Consider the following 25,609-nt stretch of genomic DNA (forward strand, 5'->3'; position numbering starts at 1 on the left):
TGCAGGAGAGCCCATGCGCACAACAAAATTGCGTTCCCCGTCGCAGCCCGCCGATGCACTCGCGCCCGCGCTGGACCGTACCGACCGCGCCATCCTGCGTGCACTGCAGCGCGATGCCTCGGTGTCGAACGTGGCGCTCGCCGCCAAGGTCAACCTCAGCGCGCCGGCCTGCCTGCGCCGCGTCGAGCGGCTCAAGGCGGCGGGGCTCATCAGGGGCGTGGTCGCGCTGCTCGATCCCGATGCGCTCTCGCTCGGCATGCTGGTCATGATCGGCGTGGTGCTCGACCGCTCCACGCCCGAATCCTTCGCCGATTTCGAAAAAGCCGCGCAGAAGGTGTCGGGCTGCCTCGAATGCCATGTGGTCACGGGCGAATTCGACTATTTCATGCTCGTGCGCACGCGCGACAACGACAGCTTCAATCGGCTGCATGCCGAACAGCTGCTGTACCTGCCCGGCGTGCGGCAGATCCGGACCTTTGTGGTGCTCAAACAGGTGCTCTCGACCACGCAGCTGCCGATCTGAACCGCCGGCGTGCGCGTACAAGCGCGATGACCTCTCCGATCCTCGCGTCGATCCGCAAGCGCCGCTGCGCCATCGTTCCCTTGCTCGGCGCCCTGGCCGCGGCGGCCCTTTCGGCCTGCTCGCCGCTCAAGGTGCTAGACCGGCTGGTGCCCGAGGACACCTACCGCTTCCAGGGCGGGGTGCCCTATGCCAGCGCGCCGCGCCAGCTGCTCGACGTCTACCAGCCGCTCGCGGCCACGCCGCCCGCCGAGGGCGAGCGCCCGCTGGTGGTGTTCTTCTTCGGCGGCGCATGGACCAGCGGCGACCGCGCGAGCTACCGCTTTCTCGGCGAGGCGCTGGCCGCCCGGGGTGCGGTGGTGGTGGTGCCCGACTTCGGCCTCTCGCCGCGCCACACCTACCCGGTGTTCGTGCGGGACAGCGCGCTGGCGGTCAAGTGGGCGCTGGACAATGCCGCCCGGCTCGGCGCCGACCCCAAGCGGGTCTTTGTGATGGGTCACAGCTCCGGGGCCTACAACGCCGCCATGGTGGCGCTGGACGCGCGCTGGCTCACCGAGGTTGGCGCGCGCCCCGGGCAGCTCGCGGGCTGGATCGGCCTGGCCGGGCCTTACGACTTTCTGCCGATCGGCGACCCGAAGGTGCGGGTCGCCTTTCACTGGCCCGACACGCCGCGCGATTCGCAACCGATCGCGCACGTGGGCGCCGCGTCGCCCCGGGCGCTGCTGCTGGCGGCCGCGAAGGACGACCTGGTCTACCCCGAGCGCAACACCCTGCGCATGGCCGAGGCGCTGCGCACCGCGGGCGTGCCGGTGACGGTGCACCTGTACGACAACCTCAGCCATGTCACGCTGATGGGCGCCTTCGCAAGGCCCATTCAGTGGCTCGGCGGGCCGGTGCTGCCGCCTGTCGTCGATTTCCTCGGGTTGCCGTCAGTCCCGTCCCACAAGGGCGGTCGATAGAATTGCGGCAGTTTCTCCCGTCTTTCCGTCTTCATTCTTCTTCCTATTTCCCCGCGAGGTAATCCCATGGCACTCGTCTCGATGCGCGAACTGCTGGACCATGCAGCCGTCAACGGCTACGGCATTCCGGCCTTCAACGTCAACAACCTCGAACAGGTCCAGGCCGTCATGGAGGCCGCCAAGGAAACCGGTGCGCCCGTGATCCTGCAGGCCAGCGCCGGTGCCCGCAAGTACGCCGGCGAAGCGTTCATCAAGCACCTGATCCAGGCCGCGATCGAGCAGTACCCGAACATCCCGCTGGTCATGCACCAGGACCACGGCCAGAGCCCGGCGATCTGCCAGGGCGCCATCGACCTCGGCTTCTCCTCCGTCATGATGGACGGCTCGCTCAGGGAAGACGGCAAGACGCCGGCTTCGTTCGACTACAACGTCGACGTGACGCGCAAGGTCGTCGAGCTCGCGCACAAGGTGGGCGTCACGGTGGAAGGCGAGCTCGGCTGCCTCGGTTCGCTCGAGACCGGCATGGCCGGCGAGGAAGACGGCATCGGCGCCGAAGGCGTGCTCGACCATGCGTCGCTGCTGACCGACCCCGAGGAGGCCGCCCAGTTCGTCAAGGCCACGCAGCTCGACGCGCTGGCCATCGCCATCGGTACCAGCCACGGCGCCTACAAGTTCACGCGCAAGCCTACGGGCGACATCCTGTCGATCTCGCGCGTGAAGGAAATCCACGCCCGCCTGCCCAACACGCACCTCGTGATGCACGGTTCGTCGTCGGTGCCGCAGGACCTGCTCGAGATCATCCGCAAGTACGGCGGCAACATGAAGGAAACCTACGGCGTGCCGGTCGAGGAAATTCAGGAAGCCATCAAGTACGGCGTGCGCAAGATCAACATCGACACCGACATCCGCCTCGCGATGACCGGCGCGGTGCGCCAGTTCCTGGCCGAGAACCCCGAGAAGTTCGACGCCCGCGAGTGGCTCAAGCCTGCGCGCGAAGCTGCCAAGCAGATCTGCAAGCAGCGCTACATCGAGTTCGGCTGCGAAGGCCAGGGCGCGAAGATCAAGGGCGAGTCGCTGCAGGTCGTGGCCACCAAGTACGCCAAGGGCGAACTCGCACAGCAGGTGGTCTGACGAGGGCGCGCGGCGGTCGTTTCATGGTGGCCGCGTTCCGCTACAAAATCTGGTGGAACCGCCTGCGCGAGCAGCTGTGGTTTCGCCCGGCGTTGTGGAGCCTGGCCGCGATCGGCGCCGCGCTGATGGCCGCACTCGCCAACGCGTTCATCCCGTCGGGCGTGCTGCCCGACATCGCGCACGACACGCTCGAAAGCCTGCTGTCCATCATCGCCGCGAGCATGCTCACGGTGACCACCTTCTCGCTCTCCATTCTGGTCAGCGCCTACGCGTCGGCCTCGTCGTCGGCCACGCCACGCGCCACGCGCCTGGTGATGGCCAACAACGATGCACAGAACGCGATTGCCGCCTTCGTCTCGGCCTTCATTTTCTCGATCATCGCGCTGGTGGCATTGGGCGTGCGCTCTTACGGTGCCTCGGGGCGGTTCGTGCTGTTCGTCTTCACCGTCTGCGTGCTGGCCTACCTGATCCTCGCACTGCTGCGATGGATCGGCACCTTGTCCACGCTGGGCCGCATGAACCACACCATCGAAACGGTGGAAAAGGTGGCCACGCAGGCTTTGCGCGACTGGTGCGCATCGCCGGGGCTGGGCGCGCGCCTGGTCGCCGATCCGGCCGCCAACGACCTCGGCAAGCCGGTGCATGTGGCGTGGACCGGCTACCTGCAGCACATCGACGTGCCCGGCATCGAGAAAGCCGCCGAAGCCGCAGGCGCCAGGGTGCACGTGTGCGTGCGCCCGGGCAGCTTCGTGTCCCGCGCGACGGTGCTGGCGCGCCTGCTCGATGTCCCGGCCGGTCTGGACGAGCGCGCAGCGCTGTGCGACGGCGTGGCGCAGGCCTTCGTGCTGGGGCGCGAACGCACCGAGCGGCAAGACCCGCGTTTCGGGCTGATCATGCTCAGCGAGATCGCGCAGCGCGCGCTGTCGCCAGCGGTCAACGACTCGGGCACCGCCATTGCGGTGCTCGGCGCCATGACGCGCGTACTGGTCGAGGGATGCCGCCCTCGCGGCGATGACGAACCGCCGTCCGCGGCGCCGGCCGGCGAAGCGCGCCGCGTGAGCATCGTGCCGCTCGATCCGGTCGACCTGGTGCGCGATGTGGTGGAGCCGATCGCGCGCGACGGTGCGGGCTCGCTCGAAGTGGCGCTGCGCGTGCAGAAGCTGCTCGCCATCGTGGCGGCCAACACCGAAGGCGGCCTGGCTGCCGCCGCCCTCACCGAGATCGGGCATGCGCGAGACCACGCGCTTGCAGGCCTGCCCATTTCGCGCGAGCGGGAGTGGCTGCTCGCGCAGACGTTGCCGCCGCCAGCAAAGCCCTAAACTCTGCCCCCGACCCTCTCCCTCTTTCATTCCGCGTCGCCGACGCGCCAGCCGCCCCTGCCATGACCACCGTTCACACCTCCTCCATCCAGAGCCTGCCCCTGCTTGCGCGTGGGAAGGTGCGCGACAACTATGCCGTCGGCGAGGACCGCATCCTGATGGTCGCGAGCGACCGGCTCAGTGCCTTCGACGTGATCATGGGCGAGCCGATCCCGGGCAAGGGCGAGATCCTCACGCAGATGGCGCTGTGGTGGTTTGACCGCCTCGGCCAGCTTTGTCCCAACCACCTGACCGGCGAGGCGCCCGAAAGCGTTGTCACGGCCGACGAGGTGCCGCAGGTCACGGGCCGCTCGATGCTGGTGAAGCGCCTGAAGCCGATCCCGGTCGAGGCGGTGGTGCGCGGCTACCTGGCCGGCAGCGGCTGGAAGGAATACCAGGAAAGCCGCTCGGTCTGCGGCGTGCCGCTGCCCGAGGGCCTCACCAATGCGGCCAAGCTGCCGCGCGCGATCTTCACGCCTGCCGCCAAGGCCGCTGCCGGCGAGCACGACGAGAACATCAGCTACGACCGCGTGGTCGAGATCGTCGGACCCAAGCTTGCGCAGCAGATCCGCGAGATCAGCCTCGAGATCTACGAGGCGGCGGCGCAGATCGCGCTCGCCAAGGGCATGATCATTGCCGACACCAAGTTCGAGTTCGGCCTCGACGAGGCTGGCACGCTGGTGCTGATGGACGAGGTGCTCACGCCCGACAGCTCGCGCTATTGGCCGGTCGAGGGCTATCAGGCCGCGCTCGCCGCGGGCACCAATCCGCCGAGCTACGACAAGCAGTTCGTGCGCGACTGGCTCGAGGCCACCAAGATCAACGGCAAGCCCTGGGACAAGACGCCGCCCGCGCCGCGCCTGCCGGCCGAGATCATCGAGAAGACCGCCGCCAAGTACCGCGAGGCGCTCGAGCGCCTCACCGGCTGACGCTTTTCGTTCCGGCTTTCAGCGGCCGGCGGCGTTGAGCGTTGCCACCGTGCGCCCACCCGCGTCGAGCAGTGCGAGCCGCCCGGGCCCGGCCAGCCGGTAGCTGGCCGTACGCTCCAGCGCCGAGATGAACTGCGCCTCGGTGGCGGCGCGCGCGGGATCGGTGCAGGCCATGCGCGTCGAGGCCAACTGGCCGATGCGCAGTGTGATGCCGCTGCGCGTGAACGACCCCGACATGCGGTTGCAGCCGCCCGAGCCGCTCACGCGGCCGCTGGAGGCGTCGAACTGGACCTGGGCGTCGCTGCCGGGCGGCACCGGCTCGGTGCCGAGCTGCGCGAGGCGCCAGAGCGGGCCTTCGATCGGCTCGTCGAGGCTGATGCCGCTGCCGCAGCCGGCGAGGGCGGCGCCCAGAACCAGGGTCAGGGTCGCAAGGACGGGGCGGGCGAGAAAACGCATGGACGGTCTTTCCTTCTTTGCTCGAGAAATGCAACAAGTTGAATCGCCGCCATCGTATTCGACGCGGCGCTAGCCTGCCAATGCGACCGCGCCCTGCAGCCGCGCGGCCACGCAGCGCCGCACGCTCGCGGGCGTGGCGTCGTCGGCCAGCAGTGCGGGCCATTCGGCCTGCGCCTGGCGGACCGTGTCGCGCGCGATCGCCATCAGCCGCGCCGGCCGCAGCAGCCCTGCCGCGCGCAGCAGCGCGTCGAGCGCGGCCCAGTCGAAGGCGCGCAGCCTGGCGTCGATGGCGCGGTTGACCGCGTAGTCGGGTGCCGGCACGTCCTCGAAGAAGGCCGCGACGCACACCGGGTCGTACAACGGCGCCAGCACCGGTGCGACGCCGTCGGGGTAGCGCAGCGCCCAGTTCTTCAGGTGTGCGTCGCTGTTGCCGAGCAGGATGAAGGCGACGATGCGCCGCACGCATTCGCGCACGTCGCCCACCGGGTTCGGCGACAGCCGGTCCAGCACGCGCAGCATCGCGGGCCAGTCGACCGCGAGGCCGCGGCCGTATTTCTGGCGCGGCTCGTACTGCAGCACCTGCGCGAACTCCTCCATGTGGATGCGGCCACCATCGGCGCTGCGGTCGAAGCGGCGCACCGCGAGGATCTGGCCGAACGGCACCTGCTCGGGCAGGTCGGCATCGGCGCGGTCGATCACGCTGGCTTCGGCGCAGTCGAGCCCGAGCGCACCGCAAAGGCGGTAGCCCGTGTATTCGTTGGCCACCAGATCGGGATGCCGCGTGGTCGGCAGCTTCAGGATGAAGGAGCCGGCCGCGCCATGGCGCCGCACCACGTAGCGGCGGCCGTCCTGCACCGCCGAGAACTTGGTCACCACGCCCGGGATGGCCGCCGCGTCTTCGACCGGCAGCTCGACGAAACCTGGTTCGAGCACGTCGAGGCCGAGCGCGGTGTGCCAGTGCCGGACCGTCTGCGGAATGCCGTCGGCGGCCGGCACCGGCTCGACCTCGAGCGCGCCCATCAGGTCGTGCCCCGCGGCGGCCAGCAGCTCGAATTCGTCGTCGGCGCTGCAGCCGCGCTGCAGCGCCAGGCGCTCGCGGTTGTGGCCTTCGGGCAGCAGGTTCTGGAAATAGCTCGGCCAATGGCCGTCGCCGCGCGACACGCGTGCATCGCGCGCCGAAGACAGGATCGCGCGCGTGGCGGCCTCGTCGGCGCCGCGGTAGGCGAGCGACAGCGTTGGGCGCGCCGGATCGGCGATGTAGGCCTCGTCGAACGAGACGCGCAGGATGTCGCCGTACTGCGAGAGATAGCCGATGGCGCGCCGCGCCGTGCCCTCGGCGCCGCCGCCTGGCGCATGCAGGTACATCCGCAGGTAGCGGATGCCGGTGTTGAAGTCGGCGGCGGTGCTCACTGGTGCACCCTTGGCGCTGCGCGCCTTCCCGCCAAGCGGGAGCGAGCTTGCTTGGGGCGGCCCGGCGCGGTGCTCATCGGCGTTCGTCGGCGAGGCTCTGCGCGATGGACGGCGGCGCGCCCGCGCCCGGCGGCTGGCCGAGCAGGCGGCCGCCCGAGCGCACGAAGTCCTCGAGCTGCGGGCGCAGCTCGGCGGGCACGGTCATGAGTTCGAGCCCCAGCGCCCGCGCCATCTCGAGCAGGGTGGAGAGCCGCGGATCGATCTGGCCGCTTTCGATGCGCTGGACGGTCATGCGCGAGAGCCCCGCCTGCGTGGCCAGTGCGTCCTGGCTCAGGCCTGCGGCCTTGCGGGCATTCTGGAGTTCATCGGTCAAATTGCGCATCAAGGTACTCTTTGTCGGAGATATGAGTATTCATGGTAGCTAATTTGAGGCCGTTCAGCAAATAAAAAAGCGACTTAGAAGTCGCTTTTTATGAGGAATGCTTATTTATCTGCGCATCTTTGCCTGCTCAGCTTAGAACCACGCTGCTGAGCCGGCGCCGGTAAGTCGCCACCACTGGATCGTCCGGCGGAATCTGTCCGTCGGCCACCTTCGGCTTCGGCTGCTCGATCAGATCGAGGACCGCGATGTAGGTCTTGCGTGCGAGCTCTTCGTTCCAGCCCTTGTCGCGCATCAGGATCTCGAGCAACTCGTCCATGGCGTCGGTCCAGCGCTGCGCATCCATCAGCAGCTGCGCGCGGCCGAAGCGGGCATCGAAGTCGCGCTTGCCGGCGGCGATCCGCGCGTCGAAATCGGCCAGCGACGGTGCGGCGCCCGAGGCCGGTGCCGCGAGATCGATGGCGTCCATCCAGCGCTGGAGCGAATCGAGGCGGCGCACCAGCGTGGTCTTGGCGATCACCGGCGCGAACGCCACCTTGGCGTCGTCGATGCGGCCCATCTGCAGCAGCAGCTTGACGTAGTCGAAGCGCGCATCGTCGTTGGCCGGATCGGCCGCCACCGCATGTTGCAGCCGCTCGAGCGCGCCCTCGGTGTCGCCTTCGGCCAGCGCCTCATGCGCGGCGGCTTCCTCGGAGGCCGCCTCGACCTGCTCGGCGCCGGGCACATGCTTGTCGAGAAACTCGCGGATCTTCTCGGCCGGGATGGCGCCGACGAAACCGTCGACCGGCTGGCCGTCCTTGAACATCACGCAGAACGGGATGCTGCGCACGCCGAACATCTCCGACAGCTGCGACGAGATCTGCGGCACCTTGTCGGCGTCGAGCTTGGCCAGCGTGAAGCGGCCGGCGTACTCGACTTCGAGCTTTTCGAGCACCGGGCCGAGCTGCTTGCACGGTCCGCACCATTCGGCCCAGATGTCGAGCAGCACCGGTGTGGCCATCGAGGCTTCGATCAGGTCGGCCTGAAAATTTTCAAGAGTGATGTCGATCATCGGGAACAGCTGGGGGTGAAACGTAAAATTGAAACCATGAACGAAACCATTCAGGTCGGTGTGGTGATGGGCTCGAGCTCCGATTGGGAGACGATGCGCAACGCTGTCGAGATTCTCCAGCAATTCGGTGTTCGGCACGAAGCGAAGGTGGTCTCGGCCCACCGGATGCCCGATGCGCTCTTCGCGTACGCCGAAAGCGCCGCCGGCCGCGGGCTCACCGCGATCATCGCCGGGGCGGGCGGGGCGGCCCATCTGCCGGGCATGCTGGCCTCGAAGACCACGGTGCCGGTGCTCGGCGTCCCGGTCGCCAGCCGCCACCTGCAGGGGGTCGACTCGCTCTACAGCATCGTGCAGATGCCCAAGGGCGTGCCGGTCGCCACCTTCGCCATCGGCAACGCGGGTGCCGCCAACGCGGCGTTGTTCGCGGTGGCGATGCTGGCGCACGCCGATCCGGCGCTGCGCGCGCAGCTCGACGCCTTCCGGGCCGCGCAGACCGCCGCGGCCGAGGCCATGGCCCTGCCGCCGGCAGCACCCGGCACCGTCTCGCCCTTTTCGCCCCAGGGCGGGGGTGCGCTGTGAACGGCGCCGACGGCAACGGCTTTCCGCTCCTGCCGGGCGCCACGCTCGGTGTGCTCGGCGGCGGCCAGCTCGGGCGCATGTTCGTGCATGCGGCACAGCGCATGGGCTATTTCACGGCGGTGCTCGACCCCGATCCCGACAGCCCCGCCGGCCGCGTGAGCCATCACCACGTCCACACCGACTACGCCGATGTCGACGGCCTGGCGCGGCTTGCGGGCCTGGCCGATGCGGTCACGACCGAGTTCGAGAACGTGCCTGCGCCCTCGCTCGAGAAGCTGGCGGTGGCGCGGCCCGTCGCGCCCGGCGCCCCGGCGATCGCGATCGCGCAGGATCGCATGGCCGAGAAGGCCCACTTCACCCGCTGCGGCGTGGCCTGCGCGCCCTACGCGGTGATCGAGACCGCGGCGCAGCTGGCCGCCGTCGACGAGGCGCTGCTGCCGGGCATCCTGAAGACGGCGCGTCTGGGCTACGACGGCAAGGGCCAGCTGCGCGTGTCGACGCGCGCCGAGCTGGTCGACGCCTGGCAGGCCGTGGGCTGCGTGCCGTGCGTGCTCGAGAAGCTGCTGCCGCTCGAATTCGAATGCTCGGTGATCGTCGCGCGCGGCCGCGACGGCCATCTGGTGCACTTTCCGCCCCAGCGCAACCTGCACCGCGGCGGCATCCTCGCGGTGACCGAGGTGCATGCGCAGAACATGCCCAAGACCGTGGCGCAGGCGGTGGTCAATTCGGCTAAAAGCATCGCCGCCGGGCTCGACTATGTCGGCGTGCTCTGCGTCGAGTTCTTCGCGCTCGCCGACGGCTCGCTGGTGGTGAATGAAATGGCGCCGCGGCCGCACAACAGCGGCCACTACACGATGGAAGCCTGCGACGTGTCGCAGTTCGAACTGCAGGTGCGCACCCTCGCGGGGCTGCCGCTCGCTGTGCCGCGCCAGCACAGCCCGGCCCTCATGCTCAACCTGCTCGGCGACCTGTGGTTCCCCGACAGTGCCGAAAAGCCGGTCACGCCGCGCTGGAGCGAGGTGCTCGCGCTGCCCGGCGCGCACCTGCACCTGTACGGCAAGGTCGAGCCGCGCCGGGGCCGCAAGATGGGCCACCTGACACTCACCGGCGCCACGCTCGAGAGCGTGCGCGCCACCGCCGCCCAGGCGGCGCTGCTGCTCGGCCTGCCGGCGCTCTCGGCCGCTGATCTCGCATGATCCTCGACGGCCAGTCCCCCGACGCGCTCGACGAGGCCGTGCGCGTGTTGCGCGCGGGCGGCCTGGTCGCCTTCCCGACCGAGACCGTCTACGGGCTCGGCGCCGACGCCACCAGCGATGCGGCGGTCGCCGGCATCTTCCAGGCCAAGGGCCGGCCGGCCGACCATCCGCTGATCGTCCATGTCGCGGCCGGGCCCAAGGGCACCGAGGCGCTGTCGCGCTTCGCGCAGCCGCTGCCGCCGTTCGCGCAGAAGCTGGTGCAGGCCTTCTGGCCCGGTCCGCTGACGCTGATCGTCACGCGGCAGCCCGGCGTGGCCGCGGCGGCGGCCGGCGGGCAGGACACCATCGGCCTGCGCTGCCCCTCGCATCCGGTGGCGCAGGCGCTGCTCGAAGCCTGCGCCGAGCAGGGCGTGCCGGGCCTTGCGGGGCCCAGCGCCAACCGCTTCGGCCGCGTCAGCCCGACCACGGCGCAGCATGTGGCCGACGAGTTCGGCGATGCGCTGCCCGTGATCGACGGGGGTGCCTGCGAGGTGGGCATCGAGTCGACCATCGTCGATTGCAGCCGCGGCGCGCCGGTGCTGCTGCGGCCGGGCCTGATCACGCGCGTGCAGATCGAGGCCGCGCTCGGCGAGCATCTGCAGGACCGCGAGGTGCTCGAGACCCCCGAGCCGCGCGCCTCGGGCACGCTCGAGGCGCACTACGCGCCGAATGCCAAGCTGCGGCTGATGGACGCCAAGGCGATCCAGACCGGGCTCGACGTGCTCGGCCCCGGCGCGGCGCACATCGCGGTGTGGGCGCGCACCGAGGTGCGCAACCGGTCGCAGCGCGTGCTGCAGCGGCGCATGCCCGACGATGCGGCGGCGGCGGCGCACCAGCTGTTCGCGGTGCTGCGTGAGTTCGACGCCGAGGGCGTCAAGCTGATCTGGGTCGAGATGCCGCCCGCCACGCCCGAATGGGAAGGCGTGCGCGACCGCCTGCAGAGAGCGGCCGCGGCCTGAGCCGCCGCTTCAACCGCCCGCCGCCAGCACCCCCTGGAAGAAGCCGCGCGCCGAGGCCAGGCAGAACGGCGGCGCCAGCGTGCCGTGGTAGGCCAGCGTGACCGCCTGTGCCTTGTCGGAATCGCTGCCCGGAGTGTTCTGCGCCAGCGTGCTCTTGGCCTGCGCGAAGCCCGCGCGCGCCGCTGCGTAGGCGTCAGTGGCGCCGGTGTCCTCGAGGTCGACCACCGCGAGCGCGGCCGCGGGCATGCCGCGGGCGCGGAAGTAGCCGGCCGTGGCACGCGTGCTCACGAAGTTCACCGTCGGATCGTTGGCACCGCCGCACATCAGCACCGGCCGGGCCGGCAGCCAGTTGCGCAGGTCGTTGGCGCGCGCGGCCTTGCGGAAGCCGATCGCGGGCCGGCAATCGAGCGGCGTGGCCGAATTGAGCGAGGCGGCAGTCGCGGGCAGCGCGTTGCCGGGACACGGATTCGCCTGGATGTCGCTTGCGGCCTGCGTCAGGTAGCTCTGGCGGATCAGGTTGTCGGGGCCGTAGAAGATCGACAGCTCGGGGCTCACCGGCCCCGGCGTGGCGCCGGCCGGGAACAGCGCGAGCTGCGGCAGCTTGCCGTCGGCGATCAGCTGGGCCACGGGCGTGCGGCTCGGCAGCAGCGTGTCGATACCGTTCGCGTACCGCGCTTCGTAGATGTCGGCGGTGCTGTTGTAGACGTCGCCGAACTGCTGCTGCCAGCTGATCGACAGCAGCGGGATGAACAGCGTGCTGCCGAGCGCGGGCCAGCCCCGGTAGGTGTAGTCGGCGAGCAGCCCGATGGCCGACGGCGCCGACAGCGGTGCCGAGGCCGTCACCGGCTTGCCGGTGGCCTGCATCTCGCGGTGCGCCGCCATCGCCACGTAGCCGCCCTGCGAATAGCCGGTGATCAGCAGCGAGCCGGCGTCGTTGGCGCCGATGCCGGCGAAAGTCTTGCGTGCCGCCGTGAGCGCATCGACGATGTCCTTGCCCTGCTGCTCGCCGTTGAGGTAGGGGTGGTACGGCAGCGTCGACCGGTCGTAGCCCGCATAGTTGGGCGCCACCACGATGTAGCCTTGCGCCGCGAACATGGCGGCGATCATCAGCCCCTCGCCGGCGGCCGGCTGCGCGGCATCGGTCCACTTCGCAAGGTTGTAGTCGCGCGCGGCGTTGGTGCCATGCGCATACAGCACAACCGGCCGCGGCCCGTTGCAGGCCACGTCGGCGCCGGAGGGCACCATGATCGCGGCGGTGGCGTTGGTGGCCTCGTTCTTGCCGCCGACGGTGCGGTATTCGAGGTAGCGCAACTCGAAGCCGCACTTGGGCGCGCCGGCCACCTGCAGCAGCGCCTTGCCCTGGTCGCTTGCCTGCAGGCTGGCGCGGAACTGGTCGGCCGAGAGCTTGGCGGTCTGCTCGGGCGGATCGGTCACGACCGAGCCGCGGCCGGTGTCGCCGCCGCCACCTGGCGGCGGAAAGACCACGCCGATGCCGCCGCCGCCGCCGCCCCCGCCGCAGGCCGAGAGCAGCAGAGCCAGCAGGGCGAATGGAAGTCGGGGCGTTTTCTTCAAGGCGGTCTCCTGATGATGGGCGTTGGAATCGAACGACCGTCCGATTCTGTGCAGCGCCCGTGCCGCACGCAAGCAGCGCCTACCCCGCAGAAGTTTTCAGTACACCGGCCCGCGGCGCCGCTCAGTTGTCCTGCGACGCCCAGTCGATCAGCGCATCGAACGCGGCCCGCGATGCGCCGGCGTTCTCGCCGTTGGCAATGGCCACGAGCACGTAGCGCCGGCCGCTCGCGCCATGCACGTACCCGGCCACGCCCGACACGTCGCGCAGCGATCCCGTCTTCAGGTGGGCCGCGCCGCCCGAGCGCAGTGCGCGCTTGCGCAGCGTGCCGTCGACGCCGGAGGCCGGCAGCGAGGACATCAGTTCGGGCATGACCGGCGAGCGCCAGGCGGCCTGCAGCATCCGGCCGAGCGCTGCGGCGCTGATGCGCTCGTCGCGCGACAGCCCCGAGCCGTTGTCGAACACCGGCGGCGCCTCGCCAGTGCCGATGCGGTCGCGCCACCACTGGCCCATTGCGGCGCGCGAGGCTTCGAGCGTGCCGCGGTTCCTTTGGGTGAGCCCGAGCGTGAGGAACAGCTGCTGCGCCATCACGTTGTTGCTGAACTTGTTGATGTCGCGCACCACCTCCGCGAGCGGCGGCGAGGCGAACTCGAAGGCCGGCCGCAGGCCCGCGGGCACCCGGCCGTCGCGCATCTGGCCGCCGACGCGGCCGCCCATCTCGGCCCACAGCCCGCCGATGGCGCGCAGCGCGTAGGTGCGCGGGTCGGCATAGGCCACGGCCCAGGCCTTCTCGCCGCAGGCGGCGGGCAGACCCCCCTCGAAGCGGATGCGGTTCGGATCGCTGAAGTCGGGCCGGAGCGCGGCGCGCCAGTCGCCGCATTCGCCAGGCACGAGCGCGACCGTGGGCTGCATCGACACGCTCGCAAGCGGGGGCTCGTAGTTCACGCGCGCAACCTGTCCGCCGCGTTCGGGCGTGAAGGTCATGGCGACCGACTTGAAGTTCACCAGCAGCGCCTCGGGCGAGGCGTTGTAGGGGCGCAGCGGCTCGCCGTCGAAGGCGGCCGGGTCGGTGTCGGCCGTGCCCTCGAAGGCCGTGCGGTCGAGCACGATGTCGCCGGTCACCGTCGTGATGCCGAGGCCCTGCACGCGCCGCAACAGCAGCCATGCGCGCTCCAGCACCAGCTTCGGGTCGCCCTGGCCCTTGATGTAGAGGTTGCCGTTGAGCACGCCCCCGTACACGGTGCCTTCGACGTAGACCGGCGTGCTCCAGCTGTAGGCCGGTCCGAGCGTGTCGAGCGCGGCGTAGGTGGTGACCAGCTTCATGACCGAGGCCGGATTGACGGGCACCTGCGTGCGCCAGGCCAGCCGCGGCGGACGCTGCCCCTCGGCGTCGGCCACGAGCAGGGTGACCGAATCGCGCGGCACCTTGGCGCGTGCGAGTGCGGCCTCGACCTGGGGGGGGAATTGGGCAGGAAGCTGGGCGGCAGTGGGCGCAGGCGCTTGCTGGGCATGGGCACCCGCAGCGGCGAGCGTGGCCAGCGAAAAGGCGAAGGCGGTGTGGAGGAAGGCGGGGCGGAACAGGCGCATCGGCCGATTATCCCGGGCCGAAAAAACGGCCAGCGGCACGGTCCGGCCGCCGCGGCAAATCCCCGCCCCGGCGTGGGCGCCGGCGGCCCTCGATAATCGCCCGATGCCCGCCTTGCCCCGCTTCTCGCCCCGCACGCTCGGCATCGGCGCGGCCGTGGTCACCGTGCTGGTCTGGACCGCGTTCATCGTGATCGCCCGGGCCTCGGCCGCGCGCTCGCTCACGCCGTTCGACCTGGCGTTCGCGCGCATCACCGGCGCGAGCCTGGTGCTCGTGCCCTGGGGCGCCTGGCTGGTCGTGCGCAGCCGCAGGCAGCAGTCCGGCTCCGCCGACTCGCTGTTCGGGCTTTCGCCGTTGTCGCTGCGGGTCACGGCGAGCGCCGGCATCTTCGGCGGCGTGGCCTACGCCTCGCTCGCCTACAGCGGCTTCTTCTTCGCGCCTGCCGGCCATGCCGCGGTGCTGATGCCGGGCAGCCTGCCGCTGTGGACCACGCTGCTGGCCGCGCTGGTGCTGCGCGACCGCATCACGCCGGCGCGGGCGTTCGGGCTCGCGCTGATCGTGGCCGGCGCCTTCCTGGTCGGCGGGCGCAGCCTGCTGCGTGCCTTCGAGGGCGGCGAGGTCTGGAAGGGCGACCTGCTCTTCATGGGCGCGGCCTTCTGCTGGGCCTGCTACGGCGTGGTGGCGCGCCGCCACGGACTCGACGCGGTGCGCGCGACGATCGCGATCACCGTCTTCGCCCTCATGACCTACGTGCCGGTCTACACGCTGCTGGTCGCGTCGGGCGCGGTCGTTAGCCACATCGGCGACGCGCCCTGGGGCGAGGTCGCTTTCCAGATGCTGTTCCAGGGCGTGGGCTCGGTGGTGATCTCGGGCATCACCTTCACCCGCATGGTCCAGTACTTCGGGCCGGTGCGCACCACCATGATCACCGCGCTCGTGCCCGGCCTTTCGGCCTTCGGCGCGGTGATCTGGCTCGGCGAGCCGCTCTACTGGAACCTCGTGGCCGGCCTGGCGCTCGTGACCGCGGGCATCCTGTTCGGCGTGCACAAGGGTGCGGCCGGTGCGCGTGCGGCGCCGCCGGTCCCTGCGGTGCCTGTGGCGGGGCGATGCGATGCCTAGGCTCCTGGCTTTCGACACCAGCACCGAGCACCTGTCGGTGGCGGTGCGCCACGGCGAGCGCCTGTTCACGCACAGCGGCGCGGGGGGCGCGCAGGCGTCGAGCACGCTGATCCCGCTCGTGCTGCAGCTGCTGGCCGAGGCCGGGCTCGAACTCGCCAGCCTCGACGCGATCGCGTTCGGCCGCGGGCCGGGCTCGTTCACCGGCCTGCGCACGGCCTGCGCGGTGGCGCAGGGCCTGGCCTTCGGCAGCGGCGTGACGCTGCTGCCGGTGGACACGCTGCTGGCCGTGGCCGAGGAGGCGCGCCATGCCTTCGGCGCGCGCCAGGTGGTGGCCGTGCTCGACGCGCGCATGGACCAGATCTACGCCGCACGCTACGACTTCGAGGCGGGCGGCGCGCTCGGCGGCGACGCGGAAGAAGGCGATGGCGCCGCGCCGTTGCTGCTGTCGCCCGAATCGCTCGAGGTGCCTGCGGGCTGGTCTCTTGCCGGCAACGCCTTTACTGCCTACGGGCCGCGCCTTGCGCCCGCCGCTGCGCGCCACGAAGTGCTGCCGACCGCGGCCGCGATGCTGCGTCTCGCGCCGGCGCTGCTTGCCGCCGGCCGCACGGTCGATGCCGCGCATGCCTGGCCGCTCTATGTTCGCGATAAAGTGGCGCAAACGACCGAGGAGCGCGCGGCCATCAAGGCCGCCTCCGCCGCACCCCAGACCTGACCCATGAGCGCCGTTCTCCAATCCGTCGAAGCCCGCCTAAAGCCGCTCATCGTCGAGCGGCTCGAGGCCGTCTGCGCGGTCGAGCAGACGGCCTACAGCAATCCCTGGACGCGCGCCAACTTCATCGATTCGATGGCCGTCGGCTACCACTGCCAGTGCCTGCTCGCACCGACGGCCGCGCCGGTCTCTGCCACGCCCGTGACCGGGCTCGGCGAAACCCTGATCGGCTACTTCGTGGCGATGAAGGGCGTGGACGAGGTGCACCTGCTCAACATCACCGTGGCGCCGGCCTTCCAGCGCCAGGGCTGGGCGCCGCTCATGCTGGAGGCGCTCACCGGCTGGTCGCGCGCGCAAGGGGCGCAATGGCTCTGGCTCGAGGTGCGCGAAAGCAACCGCCGCGCGCTCGACATCTACATGCGCCAGGGCTTCCGCAGCGTCGGCGTGCGCAAGGGCTACTACCCCGCGCTCGAGGGCCAGCGCGAGGATGCCGTCGTCATGAGCCTGCGGCTCAACGAGTCCGGCTCCGCCTGGGGGGCGCTGCGATGAGCGCCGCATCAAGGGTGCACCAATGAACGCGGTGCAGACACTGCAGCTCGATGCGCGCCGCCGCGCGATGCTCGACGAAATGGGCGTGAAGGTCTGGTGGCCGATGCCCGCGGTCGCCGAAGAATCCGCGCCAGCACCGATCGAAACGGCCGCCGTGGCCGAAGAAGCCCCGCCCGTCGCGGCACCGCGCGAGCGTGCCGTGGCCGAGGCGCCTGCGCCCACTGCCAGGGCCGCCCCCGCGCCGCGCCCTGCACCCGCCGCGCAGCCGCTCGCCCACGGTGCCGCCGTGCTGGTCGAAGCGCCGCGCCGGCTCTATGCCGAAGCCGGCGCCGAAGCGCAGCAGGGCGGCTGGCTGGTCGTGGCCGACATGCCGCCCGAGGCCGATGGCCGCCACGGCGAACCGTTTGCGGGCGATGCCGGCAAGCTGCTCGACAACATGCTGCGCGCCCTCGGACTGCAGCGCGGCGCCACGCCCGTGCACCTGATGCGCACGCACCGTGGCGTGGCCGCCGGCCAGCCCGGCAGCCCGCGGCCGATCGCCGAGGCCTTCGAGGAACATGCCGCCGCGCTCGCGCCCCAGGTGGTGCTCGCGATGGGCCCGCTGGCCGCGCAGAGCCTGATGCAGAGCGCCGATCCGCTCGGCAAGCTGCGCGGCCGCGCCCAACCGCTGCCGCTGGCCGGTGGCGCGGCGGTGGTGGTCGCCACCTACCACCCGGCCTACCTGCTGCGCAATCCGGCCGACAAGGCGCGCGCCTGGGCCGACCTGTGCCTGGCGGCGGAACAGCAGCAGCCGCCTGCGGCCTGAGCGCCGCGCCGGGCCGCCCCAAGCAAGCTCGTTCCCGCTTGGCGGGAAGGCGCGCAGCGCCAAGGGTGCACCAGTGACCCCGCGGGCGGGTCCGTAAAATCGGACCCATGACCTTCCTAGACCAGCTGGCCGCGGCACAGCAAAAAAACGGTTCGATGCTCTGCGTGGGGCTCGATCCGGAGCCAGCCAAGTTCCCCGGCCGACTGAAGGGCGACGCGAGCCGCATCTACGACTTCTGCGCCCGCATCGTCGACGCGACGGCCGGCCTGGTCATCGCCTTCAAGCCGCAGATCGCCTACTTCGCCGCCCACCGCGCCGAGGCCCAGCTCGAGCAGCTGATGGACCACATGCGTCGCAACGCGCCGCACGTGCCCGTGATCCTCGATGCCAAGCGCGGCGACATCGGCTCGACCGCGGAGCAGTACGCGATCGAGGCCTTCGAGCGCTATGGCGCCGACGCGGTGACGCTGTCGCCCTTCATGGGCTTCGACTCGGTGGCGCCGTACCTCAAGCACGAAGGCAAGGGCGCCTTCCTGCTCTGCCGCACCAGCAACCCCGGCGGCTCCGACCTGCAGGGCCAGCGCCTCGCGGATGTCGAGGGCCGGCCCTTCCTCTACGAGCACGTGGCCCGCCTCGCGCAGGGTCCCTGGAACCTCAACGGCCAGCTCGGCCTCGTGGTGGGGGCCACCTACCCGGCCGAGATCGAGCGCGTGCGCGCGCTGGCGCCGACCGTACCGCTGCTGATTCCCGGCGTCGGCGCCCAGGGCGGCGATGCGGTGGCGACGGTGCGTGCTGGCTGGCGCGCCGATGCGCCGATCATCGTGAACTCGTCGCGCGCGATCATCTATGCCTCGTCGGACGATGACTTCGCCGACGCGGCCCAAAAGGCCGCGCGCAGCACCCGCGATGCCCTGGAATCTGCGAAGGGCTGAGCGGGAGCGGACAGCCGAACGCAGAAGCCGCAAGAGATTCGATCCATAGTTCGGCTGTTCTTTTGCGCCTTTGCGAAACCTTCGCACCTTCTGCGCTGCTTGCGGTGAATGTCGCAGAGAGCGAGACTGACCTGCTTTTGGCAACAGTAAGAATACATACTGGCAGGCTGCTCACGGGGCGAGAAGCGGCCGTCCAGCCCAATTCTAAGATTCGGGTAAAGACTTAAAAGGGGGGAATAACCATGTCATTGCTACGACGGCTACGAGGAGAGCCCAGATTCTCAATCCCCTGCTTTGGCAGGACGTTGACGTTCTACCGGCAAGGCTCAAAGATCGGCATGTTTGCGGGACTTGCGACTGTCGCGCTGTACAACCTTCCATGGAAGTTGATATCTGCAGACTGCGCGCAAGTAGCGCAACCGATGGTTCTGGTTGCGGGAGGCTATTTTGCCGCAACGCTTATTGCGTCGCGTGCGCCGCTAGATGCCGATTCGCAGGAAGCCGCTTCTCGATGGCTGTGACTGCGGCAATCGGAGAAGACCGGTCATCCCCACAAACGGCGCGCTGCCTGAGAAACTGATGCACGGTCTCCGACAGCAGCGGCAAGGAAGCCTTGCCCCCAGAATTCCGCATTTGGCCCCCCTCAACCTCGGCGCAGCCGCGTGAACGCCTCGAACTCCCAGTTGCGCATGCCCAGCAGCAGCGTGTAACCCTCGCGGTCCTTGGCCGCGAGCTTCTGGTCGGTCTGGTGCTGCTGCGCGAAATCCTGCGCCACGCGCTGCAGCCGTTCCAGGAACGCCGGCGCCAGCGAGCGGCTGATCTGCCCGTGCACCAGCAGCAGGCCTTCGGCGGGGCCGTCGAAGCCGCCCGCGTAGTAGTCGAGCACCACGTTCTCGCGAAAGAACGACATCACCGGCCCGTGTGGGCGCCAGCGGAAGGTCTTGGCAAGCTTGAGCCGGTAGCGGTTGAGCGGCCGCAGCTCGATGATGCCGATGCGGTCGAGCTGCGCGAACAGGCCGATGCACTCCGCCTCGCTGATCCTGTAGGCCGCCACGATCTGCTCGAGCGTCCACTGGCTCAGCACGCTGATCGCCGCCAGCATCAGCTTCTTGTCCTTCACCACGGCCTTTTCCTGCTCGTGCGTGAGTTCCTTCAAGAGCGGCTGGGCGTCGGCCACGCGCCGCGCCAGCTCGGCGAAGTCGATCTTCAGCGCGTGGCAGATCGCATCGACGCGCGACAGCGGCATGTCGCTGCGGGCCAGCATGCGCTTGACGCTCGATTCGGCCATGCCGAGCGAGCGCGCCAGGTCGGCGTAGGTCATGCGGGCGCTCTTGAGTTCGTTCTTCAAGGCCTGGACGAGGTCGACGGTGGTGCTCATGGGCGAAAGCGGTGGGGCCGGCAGAGGTATTAAAAAAAGATACCGAGAGGTGTGAATTCGTACCTCGTATCGATTCTGGATGCCTTCGACCGGGGCTGGCAACTAAATTCCGCCGCTCGTTCCAACCCTCTCCGAAGGCCTGCCATGCTCCTGCCCTCACTCAGCCGCCGCGAACGCGGACTGCTCTTCACCGTCCTGCTGCTCACCCTCGTGGCCTGCTTCGGGCCCGAGCTGCCGGCCGCCGATGTCGCGATCGCCGCGGTGTTCGCCGACGGCCGCAACTGGCACGGCCTGCCGAATGCCATGGACGTGCTGAGCAACCTGCCCTTCCTGCTGATCGGCGGCTGGGGCCTGTACCGGCTCAACCGCATCGACCGCACGCACCAGGCGGCGCTGGCCGTGTTCCCGCTGGCGCCGCCGGCCAACGACCCGCCGGACAACACGCTCGACTGCGCCTGGCTTTTCTTTGCGGGCCTGATCGCCACGGCCGCAGGCTCGGCCTTCTTCCACCTGGTGCCCGATGCGCCGCGGCTCGCGGCCGACCGGGCGGGCATGGCAGTGGCTTTCGCGGGGCTGATCGGCATGGCGGTCTGCGAACGCGTGAGCCAGCGCGCGGGCTGGCCGGCGGCCTGGTTCGTGCTGGGCGCGGGCCTGCTCTCGGCCGAGGTGTTCCACGAAAGCGGCAACGTGCTGCCCTGGGCGATCGTGCAGTTCGGCGGCATGGCGCTGGTGCTCACGCTCGCGCTGGCCCGGCCGATGCCGCACGCGGTCGGCCTCCGGCTCGGCGCTGTCATCTTCTTCTATGTGCTGGCGAAGGCGTTCGAACTCGGCGACCACGCGATCTACGAGGCGACGCAGCACCGGGTGTCGGGCCACACGCTCAAGCACCTGACCGCGGCGCTCGCGGGCCTGCCGGTGCTGCTGGCGCTCGGCGCGATGGAGCAAGGCTGGCGCACGCAGCTGCTGCGGCACAATCCCGACCCAGCCGCGGCCGCGGCATGAGGAGAAACCGTCGAATGACCGATCCCGCTGCTGCAGCTGCTGCTGGTGCCACCGCCGCTCCCGTGGCGCCCGAAGCGAACGCCCATGCCAATCAGTTCGCGCTTCTTGGGCAGCGGCGCTTCGCGCCCTTCTTCTGGACCCAGTTTGCGGGCGCGGCGAACGACAACCTCTTCAAGTTCGCCTTCACCGTCATGGTGACCTACCAGCTCCAGCTGAGCTGGATGCCGCCCGCCATGGCGGGCCTGGCGATTGGCGCGTTGTTCATCCTGCCTTTTCTGCTGTTCTCGGCCACGGCCGGCCAGCTGACCGACAAGTTCGACAAGACGAAGATGATCCGCTTCGTCAAGAACCTCGAGATCGCGATCATGCTGATCGCCGCCTGGGGCTTCGTGCGCGCCGACGCAGTGATGCTGCTGGGCTGCGTGTTCCTCATGGGGCTGCATTCCACGCTGTTCGGACCGGTCAAGTTCGCCTACCTGCCGCAGGTGCTCGACGCGCGCGAACTCACGGGCGGCAACGGCATGGTCGAGATGGGCACCTTCGTCGCGATCCTGCTGGGCCAGGTCGCGGGCGGGCTGCTGGTGGCGATGCCGCAGGTCGGCCACACCGCGGTGGCCGTGGCCTGTGTGCTGCTCGCGCTGGTCGGGCGCGCCACGGCGCAAGGGGTGCCGCCGGTGCCCGCCACCGACCCGGGGCTGGTGGTCAACTGGAACCCGTTCAGCGAGACCTGGCGCAACCTGAAGCTCGCGCACGGCAACATCGTGGTGTTCCGCTCGCTGCTCGGCATTTCGTGGATGTGGTTCTTCGGCGCGGTGTTCCTGAGCCAGTTCCCGAGCTTCGCGAAGGAAGTGCTGCACGGCGACGAGCAGGTGGCTTCGCTGCTGCTCGTGGTGTTCTCGGTCGGCATCGGCGTCGGTTCGCTGCTGTGCGAGACGCTGAGCCGCCGCCAGGTGGAGATCGGCCTCGTGCCGCTCGGCGCCATCGGCATGAGCGTGTTCGCGATCGACCTGTACTTCGCCTCGCGCGGGCTGCCGCCGTCGGGCGGCATGGGGCTCGCTGCCTTCGTGGGCCAACCGGCGCACTGGCGCGTGATGGCCGACCTCGCGCTGCTGTCGCTGTTCGCGGGCCTGTACAGCGTGCCGATGTACGCGCTGATCCAGCTGCGCAGTCAGCCCACGCACCGCGCGCGGATCATCGCGGCCAACAACATCCTCAATGCGCTGTTCATGATCGGCAGCTCGGTGATCGCGGGCGCGCTGCTCGGCGCCGGCTTCACGATCCCGCAGATCTTCCTTTTCACCGGCATCGCGAATGCGGTGGTGGCGTTCTACATCTTCCTGCTGGTGCCCGAATACCTGCTGCGCTTCGTGGCCTGGGTGCTGTCGCGCTTCGTCTACCGCTTCGACATCCAGGGCGACGCGCACATTCCCACCGAGGGTGCGGCGGTGCTGGTGTGCAACCACGTGAGCTTCATCGATGCGGTGCTGCTGATGGCTGCGAGCCCGCGGCCGATCCGCTTCATCATGGACCACCGGATCTTCAAGGTGCCGGTGCTCGGCTGGCTGTTCCGGCTTGCCAAGGCGATCCCGATCGCGCCGCAGAAGGAAGACGCCGCGGCCTATGAGGCCGCGTTCGCCAAGGCGCTGGCCGTGCTGCGCGAAGGCGACCTGCTCGCGATCTTTCCCGAGGGCGCCATCACGCGCGACGGCACGCTGCAGCCGTTCAAGGGCGGCGTGATGAAGATCGTCGAGGGTGCGCGCGCCGAGGGCATCGAGCCGCCGGTGATCCCGATGGCGCTGACCAACCTCTGGGGCTCGTACTTCAGCCGCATCGAACTGCGCGGCGGCCAGAACGTGGCCATGGCCAAGCCCTTTCGCCGCGGCTTCTTCAGCCGCGTGGGCCTGCGCGTCGGCCCTGCCGTGGCCGCCCACGAGGTGCGGCCCGAGGCGCTGCAGCAGCGCGTGAGCGGGCTGCTGGCCGCCGGGTAAAAGTATCTTCTGGCGATACTACCGGCGTACAAGACCTGGACCGGTCGAAGAATTAGAGCCCCGCGGTGCGGGAGCGAACCATCATTCGCTCACCTTCACTACGCCGCGAGGCTTTCATGCAAACCACCCCTTCTTCCACCGTTTCGATCCAGCGCGACACGCGGGCCTGGCAGCTCCAGGTCTGGGCTTCGTTCGCGATCGCCGTGTTCCTCTGCGCCACCGGCCTGAGCTGGCTGCCGGGCGAGGCGCTGGACCGGGCCTTCATGGTGATGGGCTACGTGTTCTGCCTCAGCACCGCCTTCATGCTGGCCAAGTTCGTGCGCGACAGCCAGCATGCCAAGGACGATGCGGCCGCCGGCCGCGACCTGCCGATGTGGCGCCTGGTGGTCTGGGGCAGCTTCTTCACCGCCATGGGCCTCACGGGCTGGGGCTTGTTGCGCATGGAGATCAACGAGACCTACAAGGCCTTTCTCGGCGTGAGCTGGCTGTTCCTCATCAGCGCGGCCTTCACGCTCGCCAAGACGCTGCGCGACCGGCACGAGGCCGACCTGATCGAAGCGCGCCTGCAGGGCCGCCGCGCCGCCTGTGCCGAAGCCCTCACGGCGGCCGAATGAAGCCACGAAAGACCGCCATGAAAAAGTCGATGATTACCTTTCTACTGGCCGCCAGCGCCCTGTTCGCCGGCACCACGCTGCCCCTGCATGCCCAGGCCCACGACGGTGCGTCCGAGGCGTCCGCGGCCCTCTCGTTGATGCCCGTGGCGTCGGTGGTGGGAGCCGCTTCGGCCGTGGGTGCCTCGGCCACCGCGGTGGTCGCGCTGCCCGCCGCGCTCTCAGTCGGCGGCTCGGTGCTGACGGTGCTGGCCGTGGAGGCTGCGGTCGACGGCACCGTCTACCTGCTCGAGCGCGCATCGGACGGTGCGCGTGCCAGCATCAAGGTCGCGGGCCGCGCCGCCGGCGGCGTCTCGGCCGCAGTCGGCACGAGCGTGCTCGTGACCGCGATCGGCAGCGGCGTGGTGATCTCGGCCGCGGGCGAGGTGCTGGCCTTCGTGCCCAATGCCATCGGCCGCGCGCTGCTGCACAACGAGAAGCTGTCATGAAGCCGCTTGCTTTTCGCGCATTGCTGCCGCTGGTGCTCGCGATCGGGCTGCCGCTGCAGGCGCAGGCCGGCCGCTCGTGCCAGGAGGTGAAGCCGACCACCGCGATGCTGGTGCAGGGCCTGCAGCTGGCCGCGCGCACCTCGGAGCGGCTCGACGCCAGCGGCGCCCGCGTGGTGCTGCTCGCCCGCGCCGGGCAGGATCTGGGCAAGTACGGCCTGCGCTATTCGCACATGGGCATCGCCTACAAGACCGACGCCGGTCCGTGGCGCGTGGTGCACAAGCTCAACCAGTGCGGCACGGCCGTGGCCGCGGTCTACCGGCAGGGGCTCGGCGAGTTCTTCCTCGACGACCCCTGGCGCTACGAGGCAGCCTGGGCCGTGCCCACGCCGCAGGTGCAGGCACAGCTGCTGGCGGTGCTCCAGGCGCCGGCGGGGCGCATCACGCGGATGAACATCGCGCCGTACAGCATCGTGGGCTACGCCTGGGGCCAGAAGTACCAGCAGTCGAACCAGTGGGCGATCGAGACACTGGCCGCGGCCATGGAGCCCGCGACCATCGCGAGCCGGTCGCAGGCCCAAGCCTGGCTCCAGTTCAAGGGCTACGCGCCCACCACGCTGCGGCTCGGGCCGCTGGCCCGGCTCGGCGGCCGCGTGGGCTCGGCCAACGTGGCCTTCGACGACCATCCGAACGAGAAGCGCTTTTCGGACCGCATCGAGACGGTCACGGTCGATTCGGTGTTCGAATGGCTGCCGCGCGCGGGGCTCGCCGCGGCACCCACCGTGCTCGGGCTCTGACCCGCGGCGCTGCATATCCGAAAAGCAAGAACGAGGAAAAACAAATGAGCAAGTCATTGCGCCTTTCAGAGAAATGGTTTCGCCGCGGGCTCTGGCTCGTGGCGCTGGTGTTCGCGAGCTTCCTCATCGGGCTCGGCGGTACGCTGGTGGGCGATCTGCCGCAGGTCGAGCGCGCGCTCGAACTCGACGACTTCATCGACCGGCCCGCGGCCGAGCCGCTGCGCAACGCGATCAAGGCATCGGAAGAGGCCGAGCGGGTCGCCTCGCGCGAACTCGAGCAGGCGCAACTGCAGCTCAACATGGCGCGCCAGGCCAGCGCCAACGCGCGCGAGACCTTCGGCAACTGGATCGCCACGCGCCGCGCCACCGCCCAGCCCGACCAGGACCCGGAGCTGATCGCGCGCACCCGCGCGCTCGATGCGCTCAAGCAGAAGGAAGACGAGGCCCAGCGCAAGCTCAACGTGCAGCGCCAGGTCGCGCTCGACGCGCGGCAGGCGGACGAGCGGGCGCGCGAGTCGCTCGCGGTGCTCGAACGGGCGGCGCAGGAGAAGCTCGAGGCCGAGTACCGCCGCGTCGAGCTGCGCGTGTTCGGCTACCGCCTGGCGCTCACGCTGCCGCTGCTGGTGGTGGCCGGCTGGCTGTTCGTGAAGAAGCGCAAGAGCACCTACTGGCCCTTTGCCTGGGGCTTCATCCTGTTCGCGCTGTTCGCCTTCTTCGTCGAGCTGGTGCCCTACCTGCCGAGCTACGGCGGCTATGTGCGCTACATCGTGGGCATCGTGGTGACGGCGCTCGTGGGGCGCTATGCCATCGTTGCCCTGAACAGCTACCTTGCGCGCCAGAAGGCGGCCGAGCAGCAGCCCGACACGGTGCGGCGCCAGGAGCTCAGCTACGACACCGCGCTCGCGCGACTGGCCAAGAACGTGTGCCCGGGCTGCGAGCGGCCGGTGGACCTGAAGAACACCGAGATCGATTTTTGCCCGCACTGCGGCATTGGGCTGTTCGACCACTGCGGGCATTGCCAAAGCCGCAAGAGCGCGTTCTCGCGGTTCTGCCACGCCTGCGGCACGGCGGCCGCGGCGGACGGCGCAGCGCCCCAAGCTGCCTGACGGCGCG

26 protein-coding genes are annotated in these 25,609 nt (G+C 69.9%); 19 read left to right on the forward strand and 7 right to left on the reverse strand.

From position 1 onward, the window contains the following. Nucleotides 1–13: 13 nt before the first annotated feature. From AC3A6R_RS13530 to AC3A6R_RS13550, 5 genes are all read left to right on the forward strand, one after another. Nucleotides 14–523, forward strand: a complete 510-nt coding sequence (locus tag AC3A6R_RS13530; protein ID WP_487864585.1) for an Lrp/AsnC family transcriptional regulator — start codon at nucleotides 14–16, stop codon at nucleotides 521–523. A 26-nt stretch (nucleotides 524–549) separates the two neighbouring features. Then, nucleotides 550–1,479 (forward strand): alpha/beta hydrolase, encoded by a 930-nt coding sequence (locus AC3A6R_RS13535; RefSeq protein WP_487860927.1) that lies wholly within the window; start codon nucleotides 550–552, stop codon nucleotides 1,477–1,479. A 66-nt stretch (nucleotides 1,480–1,545) separates the two neighbouring features. Then, nucleotides 1,546–2,610 carry a class II fructose-bisphosphate aldolase gene (fba, locus tag AC3A6R_RS13540; protein ID WP_487860928.1) on the forward strand — a complete coding sequence of 355 codons (1,065 nt, stop codon included), beginning with the start codon at nucleotides 1,546–1,548 and terminating at the stop codon, nucleotides 2,608–2,610. A gap of 23 nt (nucleotides 2,611–2,633) precedes the next feature. Beyond that, nucleotides 2,634–3,929, forward strand: coding sequence for a DUF2254 domain-containing protein (locus AC3A6R_RS13545; protein ID WP_487864586.1), 1,296 nt, complete (start codon nucleotides 2,634–2,636; stop codon nucleotides 3,927–3,929). A 62-nt stretch (nucleotides 3,930–3,991) separates the two neighbouring features. Next, complete coding sequence (locus AC3A6R_RS13550; protein WP_487860930.1) at nucleotides 3,992–4,897, forward strand: phosphoribosylaminoimidazolesuccinocarboxamide synthase; 906 nt, start codon at nucleotides 3,992–3,994, stop codon at nucleotides 4,895–4,897. Between the two features lie 18 nt (nucleotides 4,898–4,915). Here the strand turns inward: AC3A6R_RS13550 and AC3A6R_RS13555 are convergent, their stop codons facing one another. The 4 genes from AC3A6R_RS13555 to AC3A6R_RS13570 all read right to left on the reverse strand — a co-directional run bounded on the left by AC3A6R_RS13555 (nucleotide 4,916) and on the right by AC3A6R_RS13570 (nucleotide 8,193). After that, complete coding sequence (locus AC3A6R_RS13555; RefSeq protein ID WP_487860931.1) at nucleotides 4,916–5,353, reverse strand: META domain-containing protein; 438 nt, start codon at nucleotides 5,351–5,353, stop codon at nucleotides 4,916–4,918. Between the two features lie 69 nt (nucleotides 5,354–5,422). After that, on the reverse strand, nucleotides 5,423–6,718 hold the full coding sequence (locus AC3A6R_RS13560) for a type II toxin-antitoxin system HipA family toxin (RefSeq protein WP_487864685.1): 1,296 nt from the start codon (nucleotides 6,716–6,718) through the stop codon (nucleotides 5,423–5,425). A 118-nt stretch (nucleotides 6,719–6,836) separates the two neighbouring features. Further along, nucleotides 6,837–7,145, reverse strand: coding sequence for a helix-turn-helix domain-containing protein (locus AC3A6R_RS13565; RefSeq protein ID WP_487864587.1), 309 nt, complete (start codon nucleotides 7,143–7,145; stop codon nucleotides 6,837–6,839). Nucleotides 7,146–7,272: 127 nt separating this feature from the next. After that, nucleotides 7,273–8,193 carry a tetratricopeptide repeat protein gene (locus AC3A6R_RS13570; protein ID WP_487864588.1) on the reverse strand — a complete coding sequence of 307 codons (921 nt, stop codon included), beginning with the start codon at nucleotides 8,191–8,193 and terminating at the stop codon, nucleotides 7,273–7,275. Between the two features lie 36 nt (nucleotides 8,194–8,229). Here AC3A6R_RS13570 and purE point away from each other — a divergent pair, with 36 nt between their 5' ends. The 3 genes from purE to AC3A6R_RS13585 are packed head-to-tail and all read left to right on the forward strand — an operon-like array spanning nucleotide 8,230 to nucleotide 10,966. Beyond that, a complete protein-coding gene (gene purE, locus AC3A6R_RS13575) occupies nucleotides 8,230–8,772 on the forward strand; it encodes a 5-(carboxyamino)imidazole ribonucleotide mutase (protein WP_487860934.1) in 543 nt (180 codons plus the stop codon). Further along, nucleotides 8,769–9,968, forward strand: a complete 1,200-nt coding sequence (locus AC3A6R_RS13580) for a 5-(carboxyamino)imidazole ribonucleotide synthase (RefSeq protein WP_487860935.1) — start codon at nucleotides 8,769–8,771, stop codon at nucleotides 9,966–9,968. Before purE ends, AC3A6R_RS13580 begins: the two co-directional genes overlap by 4 nt. Continuing rightward, on the forward strand, nucleotides 9,965–10,966 hold the full coding sequence (locus tag AC3A6R_RS13585) for an L-threonylcarbamoyladenylate synthase (RefSeq protein WP_487860936.1): 1,002 nt from the start codon (nucleotides 9,965–9,967) through the stop codon (nucleotides 10,964–10,966). The genes AC3A6R_RS13580 and AC3A6R_RS13585 overlap by 4 nt, the downstream gene beginning before the upstream one ends. A gap of 9 nt (nucleotides 10,967–10,975) precedes the next feature. Here AC3A6R_RS13585 and AC3A6R_RS13590 read toward each other — a convergent pair whose 3' ends face one another. Both AC3A6R_RS13590 and dacB read right to left on the reverse strand, forming a co-directional pair. Beyond that, nucleotides 10,976–12,538, reverse strand: a complete 1,563-nt coding sequence (locus tag AC3A6R_RS13590; RefSeq protein WP_487864589.1) for an alpha/beta hydrolase family protein — start codon at nucleotides 12,536–12,538, stop codon at nucleotides 10,976–10,978. 121 nt (nucleotides 12,539–12,659) lie between these two features. Next, nucleotides 12,660–14,123 carry a D-alanyl-D-alanine carboxypeptidase/D-alanyl-D-alanine endopeptidase gene (dacB, locus tag AC3A6R_RS13595; protein ID WP_487864590.1) on the reverse strand — a complete coding sequence of 488 codons (1,464 nt, stop codon included), beginning with the start codon at nucleotides 14,121–14,123 and terminating at the stop codon, nucleotides 12,660–12,662. A gap of 103 nt (nucleotides 14,124–14,226) precedes the next feature. On the opposite strand from dacB, the gene AC3A6R_RS13600 reads away from it, so the two are divergent. The 5 genes from AC3A6R_RS13600 (at nucleotide 14,227) to pyrF (ending at nucleotide 18,235) form a co-directional block, all read left to right on the forward strand. Further along, entirely contained in the window at nucleotides 14,227–15,240 is a 1,014-nt protein-coding gene (locus tag AC3A6R_RS13600; protein WP_487860939.1) for a DMT family transporter, read from the forward strand. Next, nucleotides 15,233–15,952 carry a tRNA (adenosine(37)-N6)-threonylcarbamoyltransferase complex dimerization subunit type 1 TsaB gene (tsaB, locus tag AC3A6R_RS13605; protein ID WP_487864591.1) on the forward strand — a complete coding sequence of 240 codons (720 nt, stop codon included), beginning with the start codon at nucleotides 15,233–15,235 and terminating at the stop codon, nucleotides 15,950–15,952. The genes AC3A6R_RS13600 and tsaB overlap by 8 nt, the downstream gene beginning before the upstream one ends. Before the next feature lie 3 nt (nucleotides 15,953–15,955). Continuing rightward, nucleotides 15,956–16,498 (forward strand): ribosomal protein S18-alanine N-acetyltransferase, encoded by a 543-nt coding sequence (gene rimI, locus AC3A6R_RS13610; protein WP_487864592.1) that lies wholly within the window; start codon nucleotides 15,956–15,958, stop codon nucleotides 16,496–16,498. A 22-nt stretch (nucleotides 16,499–16,520) separates the two neighbouring features. Further along, a complete protein-coding gene (locus AC3A6R_RS13615) occupies nucleotides 16,521–17,303 on the forward strand; it encodes a uracil-DNA glycosylase family protein (RefSeq protein WP_487860942.1) in 783 nt (260 codons plus the stop codon). Nucleotides 17,304–17,410: 107 nt separating this feature from the next. Then, entirely contained in the window at nucleotides 17,411–18,235 is an 825-nt protein-coding gene (pyrF, locus tag AC3A6R_RS13620; protein ID WP_487864593.1) for an orotidine-5'-phosphate decarboxylase, read from the forward strand. A gap of 643 nt (nucleotides 18,236–18,878) precedes the next feature. Here pyrF and AC3A6R_RS13625 read toward each other — a convergent pair. Next, nucleotides 18,879–19,613, reverse strand: a complete 735-nt coding sequence (locus AC3A6R_RS13625) for a helix-turn-helix domain-containing protein (protein WP_487860944.1) — start codon at nucleotides 19,611–19,613, stop codon at nucleotides 18,879–18,881. A gap of 144 nt (nucleotides 19,614–19,757) precedes the next feature. Between AC3A6R_RS13625 and AC3A6R_RS13630 the strand changes: the two genes are divergently transcribed. The 6 genes from AC3A6R_RS13630 (at nucleotide 19,758) to AC3A6R_RS13655 (ending at nucleotide 25,602) form a co-directional block, all read left to right on the forward strand. Next, complete coding sequence (locus AC3A6R_RS13630; RefSeq protein WP_487864594.1) at nucleotides 19,758–20,615, forward strand: hypothetical protein; 858 nt, start codon at nucleotides 19,758–19,760, stop codon at nucleotides 20,613–20,615. A gap of 14 nt (nucleotides 20,616–20,629) precedes the next feature. Then, nucleotides 20,630–22,603 carry an MFS transporter gene (locus AC3A6R_RS13635; protein ID WP_487864595.1) on the forward strand — a complete coding sequence of 658 codons (1,974 nt, stop codon included), beginning with the start codon at nucleotides 20,630–20,632 and terminating at the stop codon, nucleotides 22,601–22,603. A 116-nt stretch (nucleotides 22,604–22,719) separates the two neighbouring features. Next, nucleotides 22,720–23,217 (forward strand): YiaA/YiaB family inner membrane protein, encoded by a 498-nt coding sequence (locus AC3A6R_RS13640; RefSeq protein WP_487864596.1) that lies wholly within the window; start codon nucleotides 22,720–22,722, stop codon nucleotides 23,215–23,217. Nucleotides 23,218–23,234: 17 nt separating this feature from the next. Beyond that, nucleotides 23,235–23,702 (forward strand): hypothetical protein, encoded by a 468-nt coding sequence (locus tag AC3A6R_RS13645; RefSeq protein WP_487864597.1) that lies wholly within the window; start codon nucleotides 23,235–23,237, stop codon nucleotides 23,700–23,702. After that, on the forward strand, nucleotides 23,699–24,496 hold the full coding sequence (locus AC3A6R_RS13650) for a DUF2145 domain-containing protein (protein ID WP_487864598.1): 798 nt from the start codon (nucleotides 23,699–23,701) through the stop codon (nucleotides 24,494–24,496). Before AC3A6R_RS13645 ends, AC3A6R_RS13650 begins: the two co-directional genes overlap by 4 nt. 44 nt (nucleotides 24,497–24,540) lie before the next feature. Then, a complete protein-coding gene (locus AC3A6R_RS13655) occupies nucleotides 24,541–25,602 on the forward strand; it encodes a serine endopeptidase (protein ID WP_487860950.1) in 1,062 nt (353 codons plus the stop codon). The last annotated feature ends 7 nt before the right edge of the window (nucleotides 25,603–25,609 follow it).

This window comes from Variovorax sp. Soil_C_19 (assembly GCF_057657255.1).